Origin of the sequence: Longimicrobium sp. (assembly GCF_036399935.1) — a bacterium.
Classification (GTDB): Bacteria; Gemmatimonadota; Gemmatimonadetes; order Longimicrobiales; family Longimicrobiaceae; genus Longimicrobium.
This window is the reverse complement of the sequence record NZ_DASWMD010000001.1, coordinates 21,707-38,434: the sequence shown is the minus strand read 5'-3', so window position 1 is coordinate 38,434 and position 16,728 is coordinate 21,707. Positions and strand designations below refer to the sequence as shown.

17 protein-coding genes are annotated in these 16,728 nt (G+C 70.4%); 13 read left to right on the top strand and 4 right to left on the bottom strand.

Annotated elements, in window-relative coordinates:
- From VGB24_RS00175 to VGB24_RS00155, 5 genes are read left to right on the top strand one after another with little or no spacing between them, the layout of a single operon-like run.
- Window positions 1-1,155, top strand: coding sequence for a DUF4388 domain-containing protein (locus tag VGB24_RS00175; protein WP_331070933.1), 1,155 nt, complete (start codon window positions 1-3; stop codon window positions 1,153-1,155).
- On the top strand, window positions 1,152-2,081 hold the full coding sequence (locus VGB24_RS00170; RefSeq protein WP_331070932.1) for a roadblock/LC7 domain-containing protein: 930 nt from the start codon (window positions 1,152-1,154) through the stop codon (window positions 2,079-2,081). Before VGB24_RS00175 ends, VGB24_RS00170 begins: the two co-directional genes overlap by 4 nt.
- The gene (locus VGB24_RS00165; protein ID WP_331023847.1) at window positions 2,078-2,431 is read left to right on the top strand and encodes a roadblock/LC7 domain-containing protein; all 354 of its coding nucleotides are present in this window, start codon (window positions 2,078-2,080) and stop codon (window positions 2,429-2,431) included. The genes VGB24_RS00170 and VGB24_RS00165 overlap by 4 nt, the downstream gene beginning before the upstream one ends.
- Window positions 2,428-2,925: a roadblock/LC7 domain-containing protein gene (locus tag VGB24_RS00160; RefSeq protein WP_331070931.1), complete on the top strand. Its 498-nt coding sequence runs from the start codon at window positions 2,428-2,430 to the stop codon at window positions 2,923-2,925. The genes VGB24_RS00165 and VGB24_RS00160 overlap by 4 nt, the downstream gene beginning before the upstream one ends.
- Window positions 2,926-2,931: 6 nt before the next feature.
- A complete protein-coding gene (locus VGB24_RS00155; RefSeq protein WP_331070930.1) occupies window positions 2,932-3,549 on the top strand; it encodes a GTPase domain-containing protein in 618 nt (205 codons plus the stop codon).
- A 372-nt stretch (window positions 3,550-3,921) separates the two neighbouring features.
- Here the strand turns inward: VGB24_RS00155 and VGB24_RS00150 are convergent, their stop codons facing one another.
- Window positions 3,922-4,308 (bottom strand): DUF1622 domain-containing protein, encoded by a 387-nt coding sequence (locus tag VGB24_RS00150; protein ID WP_331070929.1) that lies wholly within the window; start codon window positions 4,306-4,308, stop codon window positions 3,922-3,924.
- A 126-nt stretch (window positions 4,309-4,434) separates the two neighbouring features.
- Here VGB24_RS00150 and VGB24_RS00145 point away from each other — a divergent pair, with 126 nt between their 5' ends.
- The gene (locus VGB24_RS00145; protein WP_331070928.1) at window positions 4,435-6,822 is read left to right on the top strand and encodes a transglycosylase SLT domain-containing protein; all 2,388 of its coding nucleotides are present in this window, start codon (window positions 4,435-4,437) and stop codon (window positions 6,820-6,822) included.
- A 58-nt stretch (window positions 6,823-6,880) separates the two neighbouring features.
- Here VGB24_RS00145 and VGB24_RS00140 read toward each other — a convergent pair whose 3' ends face one another.
- Window positions 6,881-7,303 carry a hypothetical protein gene (locus VGB24_RS00140; protein ID WP_331070927.1) on the bottom strand — a complete coding sequence of 141 codons (423 nt, stop codon included), beginning with the start codon at window positions 7,301-7,303 and terminating at the stop codon, window positions 6,881-6,883.
- Window positions 7,304-7,525: 222 nt separating this feature from the next.
- Here VGB24_RS00140 and VGB24_RS00135 point away from each other — a divergent pair, with 222 nt between their 5' ends.
- From VGB24_RS00135 to VGB24_RS00125, 3 genes are read left to right on the top strand one after another with little or no spacing between them, the layout of a single operon-like run.
- Entirely contained in the window at window positions 7,526-8,419 is an 894-nt protein-coding gene (locus VGB24_RS00135; RefSeq protein ID WP_331070926.1) for a hypothetical protein, read from the top strand.
- Complete coding sequence (locus VGB24_RS00130) at window positions 8,416-9,117, top strand: NAD(P)H-binding protein (protein WP_349263880.1); 702 nt, start codon at window positions 8,416-8,418, stop codon at window positions 9,115-9,117. Before VGB24_RS00135 ends, VGB24_RS00130 begins: the two co-directional genes overlap by 4 nt.
- Window positions 9,118-9,324 (top strand): hypothetical protein, encoded by a 207-nt coding sequence (locus VGB24_RS00125; protein ID WP_331070924.1) that lies wholly within the window; start codon window positions 9,118-9,120, stop codon window positions 9,322-9,324.
- 64 nt (window positions 9,325-9,388) lie between these two features.
- On the opposite strand, the gene VGB24_RS00120 is transcribed toward VGB24_RS00125, so the two are convergent.
- Both VGB24_RS00120 and VGB24_RS25395 read right to left on the bottom strand, forming a co-directional pair.
- A complete protein-coding gene (locus tag VGB24_RS00120) occupies window positions 9,389-10,555 on the bottom strand; it encodes an acyltransferase family protein (protein ID WP_331070923.1) in 1,167 nt (388 codons plus the stop codon).
- A 571-nt stretch (window positions 10,556-11,126) separates the two neighbouring features.
- Window positions 11,127-11,345: a DUF1737 domain-containing protein gene (locus VGB24_RS25395; protein ID WP_414676684.1), complete on the bottom strand. Its 219-nt coding sequence runs from the start codon at window positions 11,343-11,345 to the stop codon at window positions 11,127-11,129.
- Between the two features lie 1,753 nt (window positions 11,346-13,098).
- On the opposite strand from VGB24_RS25395, the gene VGB24_RS00115 reads away from it, so the two are divergent.
- From VGB24_RS00115 to VGB24_RS00100, 4 genes are all read left to right on the top strand, one after another.
- Window positions 13,099-13,470: a carboxypeptidase-like regulatory domain-containing protein gene (locus tag VGB24_RS00115; protein ID WP_331070922.1), complete on the top strand. Its 372-nt coding sequence runs from the start codon at window positions 13,099-13,101 to the stop codon at window positions 13,468-13,470.
- Window positions 13,471-13,555: 85 nt separating this feature from the next.
- Window positions 13,556-14,257, top strand: coding sequence for a DUF433 domain-containing protein (locus VGB24_RS00110; RefSeq protein WP_331070921.1), 702 nt, complete (start codon window positions 13,556-13,558; stop codon window positions 14,255-14,257).
- Window positions 14,247-14,711, top strand: a complete 465-nt coding sequence (locus tag VGB24_RS00105; protein ID WP_331070920.1) for a hypothetical protein — start codon at window positions 14,247-14,249, stop codon at window positions 14,709-14,711. Before VGB24_RS00110 ends, VGB24_RS00105 begins: the two co-directional genes overlap by 11 nt.
- 159 nt (window positions 14,712-14,870) lie before the next feature.
- Window positions 14,871-16,667: a serine/threonine-protein kinase gene (locus tag VGB24_RS00100; RefSeq protein WP_331070919.1), complete on the top strand. Its 1,797-nt coding sequence runs from the start codon at window positions 14,871-14,873 to the stop codon at window positions 16,665-16,667.
- Window positions 16,668-16,728: the final 61 nt, after the last annotated feature.

Genomic DNA, 16,728 nt, shown 5'->3' with positions numbered 1-16,728 from the left:
ATGGCCATCGAAGGGCCGCTCCGCGAGCTGGCGCTGACCGACGTCTTTCAGCTGCTGGACCTGTCGCGCAAGACGGGCACGCTCACCATCACCCCCGAGGACGGGCGCAGCCGCCCCGCGCTGGTGCGCTTCGACCGGGGCGCCGTGATCGCGGCCGAGCTGGGGCACGCGCACGAGCGATTGGGCCACCTGCTGCGGCGCGCGGGCAAGGTGACCGAGGCGCAGATCGAGGCGGCCCACCTGGCGCAGAAGTACGCCCCGGGGCGGGGTCTGGGCGCCATCCTGGTGGAGCAGGGCGCGGTGACGGCCGACGAGGTGCGCCGGCAGCTGAAGTTCCAGATCCAGGAGATCGTCTTCGAGCTGATCCAGTGGAAGGACGGCTACTTCCGCTTCGAGGAAGGCGTCGTCACCGCCAACGGCAACGTGCCGGTGCGGGTGAGCACCGAGTCGCTGCTGATGGAGGCGGCGCGGCGGGTGGACGAGTGGTCCACGCTGGAAACCAAGATCCCGCACATGGGGGTGATCCCCGTGTTCGTGATGGACTCGCCCGACGGGCCCACGCTGGACCTGCACCCCAAGGAGTGGGAGGTGCTGGCCGAGATCGACGGCACCCGCACGCTCAAGGAGATCGCCCAGGCGCTGGGCCGTGCAGACTTCGACGTCGCCAAGATCGCCTACGGCCTGGTGGCCACGGGCGTGGCCGACATCCGCGAAGAGCCGGCGGAGCGCGTGCTCACCCCCACCGCCGGGGGGATGGACCGCCCGCTGCGCGACGCCCTGGGCGAGGCGCAGCTGGCCCTGGCCGACGGCGCGGCCGACCGCGCCCGCCGCGTGCTCGACGAGCTGGCCCGCGCGCACCCGGACCGTCCCGAGGTCTACACCCTGCTGGCCGAGGCGCAGCGCCGCCTTGGCCGCTGGGGCGAGGCCATGATCTCGCTGGGCCGCGCCGCCGCGCTGGATCCCCTCGCGGGGCCGGTGCACTACCAGATGGGCTTCGCCGCCGCGCACACGGGCGACCTTCACCGGGCGCGCGAGGCGTGGGACACCTACCTGCGCCTGGACGACGCCGGCGACACGCCCCGCCGCCAGCGCGCGGCCCGCGCCCGCGACGCCGCCGACGCGCTGCTCTCCGTGATGGGCGAGGAGGGCCAGTGAGCGCCTCCGCGACGCAGGTGCGCCAGTGGAGCGAAGAGGTGGCCGCCGACCGCGGCTCCCTCTCCTTCCTCCCACTGGCCCGGGCGTACCGCGAGCAGGGGCGCCGCGAGGCGGCGCAGAAGCTGTGCATCCGCGGGCTGGAGCGGCACCCCGAGAACGTCGACGCGCACTACCTGCTGGGGCTGCTGTACCGCGAGGGCGGCGACACCGTCAAGGCGTTCGACGAGTGGGACATCGCCCTGGCGCTTTCGCCCGAGCACGCGGGCTCGCGCCGGGAGATCGGCCTGCTCTGCCATGCGCAGGGCGACTGGGGCGCGGCCGTGCGGCACCTGGAAAAGGCGCTGGAGCTTGACTCGTTCGACCAGGAGGTGCGGTCCGCCCTCGAAGACGCGTGGGCCCGCCGCGATGGAGGCGGTCCTGCGTCGAGCCCGTCCGCCGCACCTGTGGACGCGACACCGCCCGCGGCTCCGCCGGGCCCCGCCGCCGCTCCCCCCGTGGTCGCCGTTCCCCCGGCGCCGGCCGCCACGCCGGCGCCCTCGGTAAACGCGGCGGACCCGTTCACCGTGGTGATGGACGAGTTCCACGCCATCGCCGGCGAGCGGGGGATCGCGGGAGCGGTGCTGATGGACGACCAGGGGTTCGTGCTGGCGGGAGAGATCCGCGTGGGCGGCACGGACCGCGCGCCGGACGTGGCCGCCGTCCTTTCCGGCGCCTCGCCCGAGGCGGAGCGGGCGCTTCGGCACCTGGGGCTGGGCGGATGGAAGGGGATCCTGGTGGAAACGCCCGAGGCCATCGTCCGCATCGCCCCCGCGGGAGACGGGCTCGTCGCCGTCGCCGGTAGCCGGCAGGTGCCCACGGGCTGGGTGCTGCGGGTGGCCGCGAGAGCGCGCGAGTCGGCGCTGAAGTTCCTGGGAGGATCGGCGTGAGCGCGTTCGGCGAGATGCTGGGGCGCATCAACCGCATCCCCGGCGTCCGCGGGTCGATGGTGGTGGCGGCCGCGGACGGATTGATCGTGGAAGAGGAGCTGATGGTGGGCGTGCCCGGCCCCGCCGCGGCGGCCCTGGTCGCCTCGCTCTTCCGCCGGGCCCGGCGATCCGTGCAGGCCGCGGAGTTCGGAAGCGCATCGTACATGCAGGTGGAGGGCGACGACGGGCTGCTCTTCGCCGCCGCGCCGCCGCAGCTGGGCGACCTGCTGCTGGTGGTGATCGCCGACAGCCGGGTGAACGTGGGCCTCGTTCGGCTGGAGGCGCAGAAGGTGGTCGAGGCGCTGGCATGAGGCGCGGCGACCTTGCCGAGTTCGTGGGCGCGCTCGAGGCGCCGGTGGAGCGCTTTGCCCGCGAGGCCGGCCTGCGGCTGGTGCTGCTGATCAACGAGAGCGGGCAGGTGCTGGCGCAGCGGGGGTTCGCCCGGGCGCTGGACGTGATGGGGGTGGCCTCGCTGGGGGCCGGCATCCACGCGTCTTCCCGCGCGCTGGCGCAGATGCTGGGGGAGGCCGGCTTTGCCCACCTTCACCAGGGGGGCGCGCAGTCGCAGGTGTTCATCGGCCCGTTCCGCACCCCGGCGGAAAACCTGATCGTCATCGCCGTCTTCGGCGAAGACTCGTCCATCGGGCTGGTGCAGGTGTTTTTCGCCGAGTTCACGGGGCAGGTGTCGCAGCTGCCCGGGTGGAACGTGGTGAGGCCCACGGCCGACGCGCGCGCCTTCGAGCGCGACCTGAATGCCGGCGTGGAGAACGTGTTCGGCGGCCAGGTCCGCCCGAGCGATCCCTGAGGAACCATGTCGCTGGTCAACTACAGCACCCGCGAGATCACGTCCAAGATCGTGTACTACGGTCCCGGGCGAAGCGGCAAGACCACCAACCTCCAGTACATCCACGGCCAGGTGCCCGAGGACCGGCGCGGCCGCATGGTGTCGCTCGCCACCGAGACGGACCGTACGCTCTTCTTCGACTTCCTGCCGCTGGACCTGGGCACCATCTCCGGGTTCCAGACGCGGTTCCAGCTGTACACGGTGCCCGGGCAGGTGTACTACGACGCCACCCGCAAGCTGGTGCTGCAGGGCGCCGACGGCGTGGTGTTCGTGGCCGACAGCCAGCGCGCGCAGCGCGACGAGAACGTGGAGAGCTTCCGCAACCTGCAGGTGAACCTGCTGGAGCAGGGGGTAGACCCGCGGACGATTCCCATCGTGCTGCAGTACAACAAGCGCGACCTGCCCGACGTGATGTCGCTGGACGAGATGGACGACCTGCTGAACTACCGCGACCTGCCGCGCTTCGAGGCCGAGGCGTTGAGCGGAGACGGCGTGTTCCACACGCTCAAGGGGATCAGCGAGCTGGTGCTGCGGCGCCTTTCGCAGCGGTTCGGCCGGACGGTCACCGCGGCGGGGGCGGGCTGACGGCGGGTCACTACGGGCAGCACGGTCGGGAGGTCACTGCGGTCCTCGTCGATGCGAACGGCACCTGTCCAGGCGGATGGGTGCCGTTCTGGTCCTCGGCTCCGCGGGGCCCTCTCCCGCTCGCGGGAGAGGGCCGGGGGTGAGGGCAGCCGCGGAATGCTCCGGACCTGGTCGAGACGCGTGCGAGTCCGCTCGGGCTCCCATGCGTCCGGAAGCGCACCAGACTGGCTCCCTTCCCCCGCGGGGTTTGCGGGGGAAGGGCTGGGGATGGGGGGCGCCGCGGGCCGCGAAACACCCTGTCGAACCCCGACCGAAGTTCCCCCCTCTCCGCCCGTAGGTTGTGCGGGGAGGGGCCGGGGGTGGGGCGCCCCGTCAGATCTGGTCCTGCTTGGCCTCGTGCCGCGGATGCGTGCCCTGCCAGGGGAACCGCCCCTCGATCTCCACCTCCAGCGAAAAGCTCAGGAACGTCCGGATCAGCACGATCAGCCCCAGCACCCCCAGGTTGTGGAACGACGGCTCCACCGCCACGGTGCCGATGATGTCGGCGATCACCAGGAACTCCAGCCCCAGCAGGATTCCGCGTCCCAGGTTGCGGCGATAGCCCTGGTACGCCTGCGTGAACCCCGCGGCCCGCCAGTCGCGCAGCATCAGCACCGACGCCACCACGGCCGTCAGCACCAGCATCAGCACGCCGCCGATCTCCACCCACACCGCCACCTGGTGCGCCGCGGCCTCTACCCACGGCATCCGCTCCCCCATCGTCTCCCCCCTCGTTCGGGTGCCATCCCGCCGCCCCGCTGGGCGCAACGACGGTGCCGCGCCCACCCGGGCACACGATTCGCAGCCCGCCGCGCGCACCGAAGGCAGTCACCCGCGCGAAAGCCCATGACCCGTCGCCACCAGATCGTCGCCGCCGTCAGCATCCTGCTCGTGCCCATCCTGGTGTGGGCCGCCGTTCGCCTGGGCGACGCCAGCGACGCTCCTGAGCGCCCCCGCGCCCCGGCCGCCGCCGCCGAGGCCGTTCAGGGGATTCACATCGACGTGCCGCGCGACGTGGCCGAGCTGCTGCGCGATGGCCGAAACTGGCGCGCGGCTCGCCGGCTACGTGAGCTCACCAGCCCGGACAGCGACCCCGAGCTTCTTCTCGTCGCCGCCAAGGCCGAGGCGGGGTGGGGCGGATGGGACAACGTCCGCGGGCTGCTGGAAGGCAAGCCCTGGCTGGAGCGCGTGGGCGGCGGCGACGGGTGGTACCTGCTGGGCCGCGCGCGCGAAGAGCAGGGAAAGTGGAACGAGGCGGCCGAAGCCTACGCCCGCTACGTGCGGCTGCGGGCAGACACGGGGACGGCCGCACTTCGCGGCGAGCGCGCCGTCGGCGAGCTGCGGCACGCGCTGGCGCTGCTGCGCGCCGGCCGCGCGGACGACGGCATCCGCGCGCTGGACCACGCCCGCACGCACGTGCCGGCGGTGTCGGGGTGGGTGACCATCCTTGCCGCCGAGGCGCTGGCCAGCCGCGGCGACACGGCGCGGGTGCGCGCGTTTCTGGACGACGCGGAGGATCTTCCCTCACCCTCGCGCGGGCGCCGCGCGCGACTGCAGGCGCACCTGGTGGCGAACGACCCGGCAGGCGCGCGTGCGTTGGCCCTGCGCTTCCGCGAGCAGGCGACCGAACCCGGGGAGCGCGCGGATATGGCCGTGTCGGCGGCGCGCGGGGCGCGGGCGGCGGGGGACGCGGCCGCGGCGATGGAGCTGCTGCGCGCGGCCATGCGCGAGGCGCCGGCGAGCGCGCCCGCCATCGAGGCCGCGCGGACCATCGGCACGATGCCGGGGCTGACCCCCGCGGACCGGCTGGCGATCGCCACGGTGTACGACCGGCACGGCAACAAGGCGCGCGCGGCGGACGGCTACCGCGCCTGGCTCGCCGCCAACCCCGCCGACGCCGCGGTGCGGCTGCGGCTGGCGAACGCGCTGTTCGCGGCCGGGCGCTACGCCGAGGTGGATGCGGCGGCGCGTCCGCTGTTCGGCGCCGCGCCCGAGACGGCGGCGCAGGCGCTGTACGTCACCGGGCGGGCGCAGTTCCGCCGCGGCGCGCGCGACCAGGCGCGGCAGACCTGGGTGAGCGCGGCCGATCGGTTCCCCGGCGCGGCGCCCGCCGCCGAGGCGCTGTTCATGGTGGCCGACATGAGCCACGACGCGGGAGACGCGGTCGGGGCGCGCGCCGCGTACCGCCGCGTGGCGGACCGCTTTCCCGCCACGGAGCGTGCAGGGCTGGCGCTGATGCGGCTGGGCGGGATGGCGTTCCTGGCGCGCGACTACGCGGGGGCGGCGGCGGCGTTCGACCAGTACCGCACGCGCACGCCATCCGGCAGCTTCTGGCCCCAGGCGGCGTACTGGGCCGCCCGTGCCCGCGCCGCCCGCGGCGACAGCGCCGGGGCCGGGGCGCTGTACCGCGAGGTACGCACCCGCGAGCCGCTGTCGTACTACGCCCTGCGGTCCGCCGAGCGCCTGCGCCAGCCGTACTGGCCCATCCCCCTGCGGCCGGACCCGGCGGACGACGCGGCGGCGCGCGACAAGGTGGCGGGATGGATGTACGGCGTGGACCTGCTGCGCGCGGCCGGGCTCGACACCGAGGCCGCGGCCGAGGTAGACCGGCGGATCCGCGAGGCGGGCGAGGACCGGGCCGTCCTCTATCCCCTGGCCGAAGCCGTCAACGAGCGGGGATACACGTCGGCGGGCATCCGCGTCGCCATCAAGATGCAGGAGGGCGGAGAGCCGGTGAGCGCGCGCCTGCTGCGCATCCTCTATCCGCTGCCGTACCGGGGGATCATCGACGGCGAGGCGCGCCGCAACGACCTGCAGCCGGCGCTGGTGGCGGCCATGATCCGCCAGGAGTCGTGGTTCAACCACAAGGCCGTCAGCGGCCCCGGCGCCCGCGGGCTGATGCAGGTGATGCCCGAAACGGGGCGCGGGCTGGCCACCGGCGCCGGGCTGCGGCAGTGGAACGCCGAGCTGCTCTACAACCCGGAGATCAACGTCGCACTGGGCACGCGGTTCCTGGCGGACCAGATGCGGGCCTACCGCGGTTCGCTGCCGAGTGTGTTCAGCGCCTACAACGCGGGCCCGGCGCGGGTGACGCGGTGGCGGCAGCTGCCGGAGTACCGCGACGAGGAGCTGTTCACGGAGCGCATCCCGTTCCAGGAAACGCGCGACTACGTAAAGATCCTCACCCGGAACACGGCAATCTACCGGGGACTGTACGGCGGGGCTGGGGAATAGAAGCAAACGGGGGCGGCTCCGACCTGGAGCCGCCCCCGTCGTGTGATCCGCCCGTCGATCAGCGCGTCCGCCGGCCGGTGATGGCGCCGCTGTCGCCGCCCTGCGTCCAGCCGCCGGTAAAGGCGTTGCCGGTGAACGTCAGCCGGAACGTCACGTTGCCGTTGGGCGTCTCCGCCACTACCGTCATCTCCTGCCCCGCCGCGGAGGCCGAGCGCACGGGAAACTCCGGAAAGTGGTTCGTGACGAGGCGTCCGGTGTAGGCGCCCGGGGTGCCGGTGATCTCCATCGTGCCCGTGACGTCCTGCCCGCCCACCTGCGTGGCGAACTCGTACGCGCCCACCGGGTTCAGCGCGGCCGATGGCGTCGTGGCCACCGTGGTGGTCATGGTGGTGGCCGTGGTCTCAGGCGCCGGGGTGCCGGTGTTCGCCGTGGCGCAGGCGGCAAGGCCCAGGGCCAGGGTGGCGGCAAGGATCGTTTTCATGGGATTCGATGTGGGGTTTCGGGGATGATCGTCGGCGGTGATGCCGCCGGCGCCGTGCATTGTACACGCACGGCCGGAAACGGAACAGGGTTGCAACGAAACACTTGACAGGGGGGCTCGCCGCGCGCACCCTAGCCAGTTCGTTCCACGCGCGCGCCAGGCCGGTGCGCGTTCCTTCCGCCCGGTTCCGGGCACCGTTCCCTCACGGCCGAGGTCCCCGCGATGAACTATTCCGCCCTCCTTCCCCGCCGCGCCGCCGCCGCGGGCCTGCTGTTCCTTGCCGCTGCCTGCGGTGGCGACGAGCCCGGCGAGATGACGGCCAAGCCGTCGGACGTGGACCAGACCACCTCCATCACGCCCACGGAAAAGGAAGTCGCCAGCTTTCAGGCCCCCGCCGACAGCGTGCTGACGCCGCGGCAGGTGGAGGCCTACCTGAAGGCCAGCCTGCTGCAGTACGACCTGATCCGCGACGAGGCCCCGGGGCTGCGGAAACAGGCGCTGGCCATGGAGCAGCGCGAACAGAAGGGCGGGGTGATGAACGGGCTGCGGAACGTGGCCGCGGCCGGCAGCCTGATCAACGACTACAGCCAGCTGATCGTGGACAGCTACCCGCGCGCCTCGCGCACGCTGGGCTACAACCCCGCCGAGATGGAGTGGGTGCGCGAGCGGATGGGCGAGGTTTCGGCCTACATCATGACCAAGCCGATGCTGGAGAGCATGGTGCAGCAGGCGCAGACCATGCGGCAGAGCGCCGAGTCGTACCGCGGCCAGCCCGGCTTCAGCGACGAGCAGATCGCCGAGATGATCCGCAACGCCGACGACATGGAGCGGCAGGCCAAGGAGCAGATGCAGACCGGCGGATCGGCCGTGCGCAACTTCCAGGTGCTGCGCCAGGCCCGGCCCAACGTGACGGACGAGATGTGGATGACCGTCTCCTTCGCCGGCGCGAGCGGACTGATGATGCTGCCCGCCAGCATGACCTCCGATTCCGACACCACCGCGCAGCGCCAGCTGAACGAGTGGCGCCAGGTGTACACCGACGCACTCGCCAACCGCGTGACGCCGGGGATGGAGCCCGAGAAGCCCGAGGCCCAGTCCACCGCCGGGGAGAGCTGAACCTGTCCGACACGCCCCCTGCACCGGCCGCCGGCCGGCCCGCGTCGGCGCTGCTGCTGGGCGCGACCGGGCTGGTCGGCGGCCACGTGCTTCGCCTGCTGCTGGACGATCCGTCGTACGAACGGGTCGTCGTCCTGGGCCGCCGTCCCACCGGGCAGCGCCACCCCAAGCTGACCGAGCACGTCGCTCCCCTGGAGGGCATGGCCGAGCACGCGGGCGCGTTCGCGGTGGACGACGTGTTCTGCTGCCTGGGCACCACGCTGCGCACCGCCGGCTCTCGCGAGGCATTCAGCGCAGTGGACCTGGATGCGGTGGCCCTGAGCGCCCGGCTGGCGGCGGAGCAGGGCGCCACGCGTTATCTTCTCGTCACGTCGGCGGGTGCCGGGGTGAAGTCGCCCTTCTTCTACAGCCGCGTGAAGGGCCAGGCAGAGGAGGCGGTGACCTCGCTTCCGTTTGGATCGACGGTGATCCTGCGCCCCTCGCAGCTGCTGGGGCAGCGCGGCGAGCGGCGGCCCGTGGAAGCGGTGGCGCAGCGGGTGATGTCGGCGCTCGGGCCGGCGTTCGTGGGGCCGCTGCGGCGCTACCGCGCGATCGACGCGGCGGTGGTGGCCCGGGCCATGGTGCGTCTGGCCAAGCAGGCGCCGCCGGGCGTGCGGGTGGTGGAATCTGACGAGATCCAGGAAATCGGCGGAGCGTAGATGGCGGAGCGGGGGGATGGACGAGGGGAGCACGAGCTGCCGGACGGAGTGGTACCTCTTCCGCCGGAGGCGTACCGGCCGCCGGGCGGGTGCGGCTTCAGCGGGTGCATGTGGATGGTGATCATCGTCTTCAGCCTGCTGATGGCGCTGCTCGTCTTCGGCCTGCTCACCCGGGAGTGGATCACGCCCATCGTGGCGCCGCGCTGAGCGAAGGGTGCACATCCCCTCGAAACGGGATGCGCGCCCTTCTCGTCGCCGATTCGCGCGGCGATCAGACCTTGATGAAGAGCTGGCGGCGGTACATCAGGCCCATCAGGCCGGTGAAGAGGGCCACGAAGCAGAGAGCGAACGCCAGGGACGCGTCGTGCGCGGGCAGCCACGAATCGAACGCCGTGTCGAAGATCCGCTGCTTGAGGGCCACGCCGCCCGGCTTGATCATCCCCAGCAGGCGCGCGACGATGCCCGACAGGAAGAACGCCGCGATGGCGTTCATCCCGAACCATACGAAGGGCCCGGCCCAGCGCCGCCATCCCCGCACGTCCACCATCCAGTAGCAGACGGCCAGCGCGTGCAGCGCCAGCCCGGCCGTCAGCAGCACGTACGAGCTGGTCCACAGCGCCTTGTTGATGGGGAACACCTCGTTCCACATCCACCCGAGCGTCACGGCCGCCGTACCCGCCAGGAACAGCCCCACCAGCCGGTCGGCGGGGGATCGCGGCGACCTCATCCACCGCCCCGCGAATACCCCCAGCAGCACCGTCGCCACGGCGGGCAGCGTGCTCAGCAGCCCCTCGGGATCCCACGTCTTCGCCGACTTCCACAGGTGGTCGGTGCCCAGCACCGCACGGTCCACGTACGCGGCCAAATTGCCGTCCTTGCCCAGGTCGCCCGCGCCGTAGCCGGGAACGGACACCAGCATCATCGCCGCCCAGTAGCCCAGCAGCAGCGCCGCGGTGATGCCGATTTGCGCGCGGTGGCGGGTGAAGAGCACCACGGCGGAGGCCAGCAGGAACGCCAGGCCGATGCGCTGCAGCACGCCGGGGAGCCGCAGGTGCGCCAGGTCCAGGTTGTAGTAGGGAAACGCCGTCAGCAGCAGGCCCAGCAGCACCAGGATGGCGGACCGCTTGGCCGCCCGCGCGAACAGGCGGCCGGGCGCGTCGCCAGCCTCCAGGCGCGGGAGGAGCGAGAACGCCATCGACACGCCCACGATGAACAGGAAGAACGGAAAGATCAGGTCCGTGGGCGTCCACCCGTGCCACGCGGCGTGCTCCAGCGGGTCGTAGACCGCGCTCCACGTACCCGGGTTGTTCACCAGCAGCATCGCCGCGACGGTCGCCCCGCGGAACACGTCGAGCGACACCAGCCGCTCGGGCCTGGGCGGCACGGCGGGCTCGATGGCGGGCGCCAGGGGGCGCGTTGCGGCAAGCGTGTCGCTCATGGCGGCTCGTGCGGGAGGAAGCGTGGCGGATGACTGCACTCTGCGCCGCCGCCGCCGTCCGCGCAAGAATGTTCGCCGTCGTCGATGCGTTTTGGCGGGCTCCGGCGCATTCCCCGGCTGCCCTCACCCCCGGCCCCTCTCCCGCAAGCGGGAGAGGGGAGAATTCGACCGCGCTTCGGCAGGCCCACCCACACAGCCGTCTGTCATCCCGAGGAGCGGCCACGCCAAACCTGCCCGCGCGCCGGAGACGGCAGCGACCGAGGGATCCGCCACACACTCCGCGCCACGCCCGGAACTCACACGCACCGGCACGCGCTGCGACGGCGGTCTCGCACGGAGGACACGGAGTAAACGGCGAGGAAGCCAGAAGCCCTTGTAAAACCTAGATGTTCCGGACGAGCCAACCGGATCCAGAGGCCGAAATGCCCTCTAGTTTGCCGCCCCACCTATCCCAGAACCAATCCCACCCACCGACTGAGGTTAGCAGGTTTACCCCGCTTAGCGGGCAAAGGAGAAGGGACAGTTTAGAATCAACAGCCTCGCCGGGCGAGCCGCCCGGCGGGGCTGCCATTCAGAACGACAGGACACCACGCTTCTCGTAGACCGAAGGCCCCTTTTCGCGAGGCTTCGTCAGAGCCTGTGAGTAGTAGAACATGCCGACCGGATAGCCGGGACTACCGTGCGTCATCTGCGCCGTAACAACTACCGACGGCGAGCCGTGTAGCGTCCATCCGTCCCCGAGTAGTTGGTTTACTTCCTCTTCGAAAGATTGGCGGTCTCCCCCGCCCACAATGCGAAATTCCAGTGGTTCCACGGCTTGCTCGCTTGGTTGGAAGTTGAGTCCGCGTCCCGCAGGTGTAGCCGCAACTTAGTTGTTCGGCACTGGTCAAAACCAGAGTTGCCCGGGCAGGCGACGGACCTTGGGCCCGAGTTTGCCCAAGACGCAGGTTATCAAACCGTATCTCCGGCCATAGCAACTGCGCCCGAAGGAATCCTAAAATTGTTTGTAATCCTTTGATGTTATACCCTATTCTGCCGCCGAAAATATCTGACCCACTCGCTTGCAGTACCCTAACTACAACGGTTAAGCCTGTTCTGGCGTCCCTTCGCTTTCGTCTATCACCTGCAAGTACATCCCCCGTTTCCAGAAGCACCCGCCCACCCGCAACTCACCATGTTCGCCGTACTCCGGCCGCGCCGCCAAGCGCACCGACTGTATCTCACCCGTCTGTGCGTCGTTGTAAACAACGTGGGTATGCGGCCGATCCGCAGCGGGCACCGACTCACCGGGTGGACTCAAATGAACTTCGGTATCCGTTTCTTTGACTGTCCATCCGACACGTTTAAGTGCATCTCTCATCTGGTGCGTCGTTGTCCCCGGCTTGTTCGGATCGAAGCCGGGAGGCAAAACCTCCGGATGCTGGCGAACCCACTCCTTCAACGGGTACCGTTCAGCCCCGTTAGCAAAGAAGTACCGTCTTTGGGGTGTCATTGGCGCTTCTGAGAAGGGTGGTGGATTGTCAGCCAACAGGAGGCACATAGCTATTTATCTGTTGCGTTCTGAGCAATTGCAAGGGTACAGACGGCTCGGCCAACCAAAACCGACGAAGATCGTGGTTAAAACATTCGGGCACGGCGGGCCCGTGGGGGGTAGATAGCCTCCTACCCCCGGCGAGGCGGCAAGCTGTTTGATCAGGCACTAGTCTAGGTGAACCGTCGATGCAACCTAGCTGCGGCACGCTGGTTCGTTTCGCTCCAGAACTCAGCCCAATCTTCCAGATAGACGTCTTGCCCGCCGCTTGCGTCATACCGTTCGCGGATGAGAGCAGACATATCCTCAACATTGGGTAGAAGCGGCGGGTTCGCGCCCGTTTCCGGAATCCGGTGTAGTAGACTAACCATCTCGTGATGCGTCCTCTCCGACAGGCGGTAGGTGCCACATCGGGGGCATTCCACGCGCAACTGTTTGTTGTTGTATTCATCGGGGCGACTCTGCTGCGCGGGAGTGCCACATACGAGACAGTTATCCGTCGTTACCGTGGACATGACACATTCCCAAGTTGGCGTTGAACATCTCTAACCCGGCCGCTTGTACACCCGTAGCAATCGCCTTGCCGGAGGATTGTTGTTTTCTCAATTGACTCCGTTTGGGGAGAGCCGCAGCATCATCCTTTTCTACACCTATCCCATCCCGGCAGGGTGCTGAGGTGGGTTGGTGTTGGAAGTTGCGGCAAGAGCGCTGCTTAGATGCGGGCCGGCAGTTGCTGCAGGGATGAAGGTGGTGTCGCGGATGACATGGAGAGCACGGAGGAGGAAAGGGTATGGCGGCAGATTCCGGCGGTCTGATACGTTGCCCGGATCGTGCAGGATCGTCCACCGATGACGTCCGTTCCTTCACCCGATTGCCTCCATCGGACACCATGCGATCGATCTCGCGTCTCTGCCTCGCCGCCGCCGGAACCGTCATCGCTCTGGCGGCCTGTGGAGACGATGGCCCAGGCGTCGTTACCGGGGAGGCCTTCCTGGTCCAGTTGGAATCGGAGGTGAACCTCGCCGGCATGCCCGTTCACCTGGTGACGGGTGACGAGCTGCAGGTCGATTCGGCGCTGGCGAAGCTGTGCCCCCCGCGCCAGGCAGCCGACTCGGCCGCCCTCGCCGCGGCGCACGCGCGTGCCTGGCAGGAGCGCGGGCGCATTCTGCAGGCGCGCCGCACGCGGTCTACCCGGGCCAGCGCGCAGGCCCGCTTCGCGTTCGACAGCGTGCCCCCCGGCGAGTACCGCGTCTGGGCCGACACCACCATCGTCGGCGAGCGCTGGACCTGGCTGGCCGACGTGCGCGTGCGCGGCGGCGACACCGCGCGCGTGGACCTGACCAGCGCCAATCCCGACGAGAACCCTTTCCGCTGCCGCGGGTAGGGGTGGGAAAACGTCGGCGTGGCCCTGATCGGCCCGACCGTCTATATTTAGGATGGACGAAGCCGCTCCCTCAACCGGTGCCCTGATGCGCTCGAGCGCGATGTACGACGGCCGCGACCCCCGCGAACTGCCCGCCTATGGATTCGCGGATGCAGCCCGGTATCTGGGGGTTCCCGCCGCGACCGTTCGCTCGTGGGTGGTGGGCCGGAAGTACCCGCGCCAGGACGGCGTCGGCTCGTTCGAGCCGCTGATCACGCCCGCGGACGCGAACGGCTCGCGGCTCTCGTTCTACAACCTTGTCGAGGCCCACGTGCTTCGGGCGCTGCGCACGCGTCACGCGGTGCCGCTGAAGCACGTCAGGCCTGCCATCACGTACGCCGAAAAGGAACTCGGCATCCAGCGCCTGCTGCTGAGTGAGGAAATGCAGACCGCCGGGGGCGACATCTTCCTGGATCACCTGGGAAGCCTGATCAACCTCAGCAAGTCCGGGCAGCTTGCGGTCAAGCAGCTCCTCGCGGCGCACCTGGAACGGGTGGAGCGTGACAGCCGCGCCATTCCCATCCGGCTGTACCCGTTCATCGGTCACGGCAGGGAGCGGGAGAGCAGGACCGTGGTCATCGACCCGAGGGTTTCGTTCGGCAGGCCGACGGTGGCGGGTTCCGGCATTCGCACAGCCGTTCTCGTGCAGCGCATCGACGCAGGCGAGAGCGTAGCGGCACTCGTGGACGACTACGGCATCACGGAGCCGCAGATCAACGCCGCGGTGCTGTTCGAGCGTGCCGCGTGACGTGGAGTTCTTCGCGGACCGCAACCTGGGCGTAAACACCTTTCCGCGCCTGCTTCGCGAGAACGGCGTCGTGGTGCACCTGCACCAGGACTACTTTCCGCCCGCGGCGGACGATGTGGACTGGATGCCCGAGGTTGCCCGGCGCGGGTGGCCGATCATCTCTCCCGACATCCGCATCGCGCGTGACAGGCTGGAGGTGGAGGCGATCATGACGTCGGGCGCCGCGGTGTTCTGCCTTTCCGGCGGGCACTGCACCGCGGAAGACAAAGCCCGCAACTTCCTTCGCTGCCTCCCCGAAATCCTGTCGGTGCTGGAGCGCACGCCCCGCCCGTTCATCGCGAAGGTGTACCAGCCCAACCGCGACGACCGCGAGGACACCCGCACCCGCCGCGTGGAGGTAAAGCTCACGATCGCACAGTGGGAGGAAAGGCAGCGGAAAGGCAGCCGCGGCTAGAGCAGCTGAGGGAAACACGCGTCGCCGGCCCAGTTTTTTGCGGGTCGGCGTTTTCGTTGTGTCCCCTCCCGAAACGGCGCGCGGCGCGCCGGTTCGCATCTTGCCGAACGGGAAGGGCTGGCCGGCAGCGGAGCCGGCGGCGAAACCCGCCAGGAGACCATGGCTGGATTGGAAGGCCTGCTCACCGGCCACACGCTGGTGAAGCGCTACGAGATCGAAGACGTGATCGGCCGGGGAGGGTTCGCGGTGGTGTACCGCGCCACCGACCTTCGCCTGAGCCGTCCCGTGGCCGTAAAGGTCATCACGCTCACCGCCGTGGATGCCGCCGCGCGCGAGCAGCTTCGCCAGCGCCTGCACCAGGAGGCGCAGGCCGCGGCCAGCCTGCCGCACCACCCCAACCTGGTGACGGTGCACGACGTGGGCACCGACCCGGAGCTGGGGCTGGACTTCCTGGTGATGGAGCTGCTGGTTGGCGAGAACCTGTCGCAGTACCTGGCCACCCAGGGGCCGCCACCGACCGAACAGGCCATCCGCATCCTGCGCGACACCGCCGAGGGGCTGGCGGTGGGGCACCGCGAGGGATTGATCCACCGCGACGTCAAGCCGGGGAACATCTTCCTGGCCGAGGCGCGCGGGGGCGAGCCGCGCGTGTGCCTGGTGGACTACGGCATCGCCCAGGTGATCGAGGACGACCAGACGGTCACCCGCGGAATGGGCTCCACCCCGCTGTCGCCCGCGTTCGCCTCGCCGGAGCAGCTGCGGGGCGACCGCAACCTGACCGCCGCGTCCGACGTGTTCAGCCTGGGCGTGGTGGGCTACCAGCTTCTGACGGGCGAGCGGCCGTTCGTGGAAGAGGCGGGGCAGGTGCCCACCACCTGGAAGGTGCGCCGTCCCATCCGCGAGCTGAACGCCGAGGTGCCCGCGGCGGTGGACGAGGTGCTGATGCGGGCGATGTCGGAAAAGGCCTCCGACCGCTACCCCGACGCCGACTCCTTCGCCGACGCACTGGACGCGGCAATGCGCGAGGACGACGAGACGGCGATCGCCCCCGCGGCGATGGCCGGTGCCGCCATGGGCGTCGCGGCGATGGACGACGTGGATGATGGCACCGTCGTGGCGCCCGCGGAATCCTCTCCTGCGCCTGAGCCGCCACCGGTCGCACCGCCCGTGCGGCCTGTTGCCGCGGCCGTAGCGGCGGGCCCGGTAGACCGCGATCCGCTGCCGCCGCCCAGCACCGCGGGGGCCAAGCCGAAGCGCAGCAACACCTGGCTGATCGTGCTGATCGCCGCGCTGGTGCTGGGCGCGGGTGGCATGTGGGCCATGATGTCGGGTGGAGGAGGGGGTGAGCCCGAGAAGGACACCGCCGGTACCGCGCTGAAAGAAGGCGAGCCCGTGGAGGGCAGCGGCGAGACCGGCGAGGTGGTCACCGGCACGGTGATCGAGCCGTCCACACCCGTGTCGTCCGGCAACCCGGACGAGAGCTCGGAGCCCTCCCCGGGCGATGAGCCCGCTGAACCCGCCACGTCCGGCACCACGCCGTCCAACCCGGGGACCGCGTTTCCCCCGGCCACCAGCCAGCCCGCGCCGCAGCAGCCGCGCGCCCCTGGCGTTCGGGTGCCCGTCGCGCAGCCTCAGCAGCCCCGGCAGCCGACCCGTCGGCCGGTGGTCCGCCAGCCGGCGCGTCCGCCTGCGCAGCAGCCCCAGCGGCCGCCGCAGACCCAGCCGCAGCCGCAACCGCAGCAGCCGCAACCCCAGCAGCCGCAGCCTCAGCAGCCGCAGCCCCAGCAGCCGCCTCAGCCGCAGCCGCAGCAACCGACGCCGCCGCAGCCTCAGCCGCAGCAACCGCCGCCGCAGCCACAGCCGCAGCAGCCGGTGCCGCCGCCGCCGACACCCGCGCCGCGCGACACCATCATCATCCGCAACCCGCCGAGTGCGGAGGCTGCTCCGGTTCGATAAGGAACAGAACGTCTCACACGGGGGCGCGGAGAACTGGCGAGGAATCAGCCTTTCTCCGCGA

What these genes read in the sequence shown, in the direction of transcription:
- VGB24_RS00160 (WP_331070931.1), top strand. Translation starts at nt 2,428, where the DNA reads ATGAGGCGCGGCGACCTTGCCGAGTTCGTGGGCGCGCTCGAGGCGCCG.
- VGB24_RS00175 (WP_331070933.1), top strand. Translation starts at nt 1, where the DNA reads ATGGCCATCGAAGGGCCGCTCCGCGAGCTGGCGCTGACCGACGTCTTT.
- VGB24_RS00135 (WP_331070926.1), top strand. Translation starts at nt 7,526, where the DNA reads ATGAACTATTCCGCCCTCCTTCCCCGCCGCGCCGCCGCCGCGGGCCTG.
- VGB24_RS00120 (WP_331070923.1), bottom strand. Translation starts at nt 10,555, where the DNA reads ATGAGCGACACGCTTGCCGCAACGCGCCCCCTGGCGCCCGCCATCGAG.
- VGB24_RS00150 (WP_331070929.1), bottom strand. Translation starts at nt 4,308, where the DNA reads ATGGGGGAGCGGATGCCGTGGGTAGAGGCCGCGGCGCACCAGGTGGCG.
- VGB24_RS00110 (WP_331070921.1), top strand. Translation starts at nt 13,556, where the DNA reads ATGCGCTCGAGCGCGATGTACGACGGCCGCGACCCCCGCGAACTGCCC.
- VGB24_RS00140 (WP_331070927.1), bottom strand. Translation starts at nt 7,303, where the DNA reads ATGAAAACGATCCTTGCCGCCACCCTGGCCCTGGGCCTTGCCGCCTGC.
- VGB24_RS00100 (WP_331070919.1), top strand. Translation starts at nt 14,871, where the DNA reads ATGGCTGGATTGGAAGGCCTGCTCACCGGCCACACGCTGGTGAAGCGC.
- VGB24_RS00125 (WP_331070924.1), top strand. Translation starts at nt 9,118, where the DNA reads ATGGCGGAGCGGGGGGATGGACGAGGGGAGCACGAGCTGCCGGACGGA.
- VGB24_RS00145 (WP_331070928.1), top strand. Translation starts at nt 4,435, where the DNA reads ATGACCCGTCGCCACCAGATCGTCGCCGCCGTCAGCATCCTGCTCGTG.
- VGB24_RS00155 (WP_331070930.1), top strand. Translation starts at nt 2,932, where the DNA reads ATGTCGCTGGTCAACTACAGCACCCGCGAGATCACGTCCAAGATCGTG.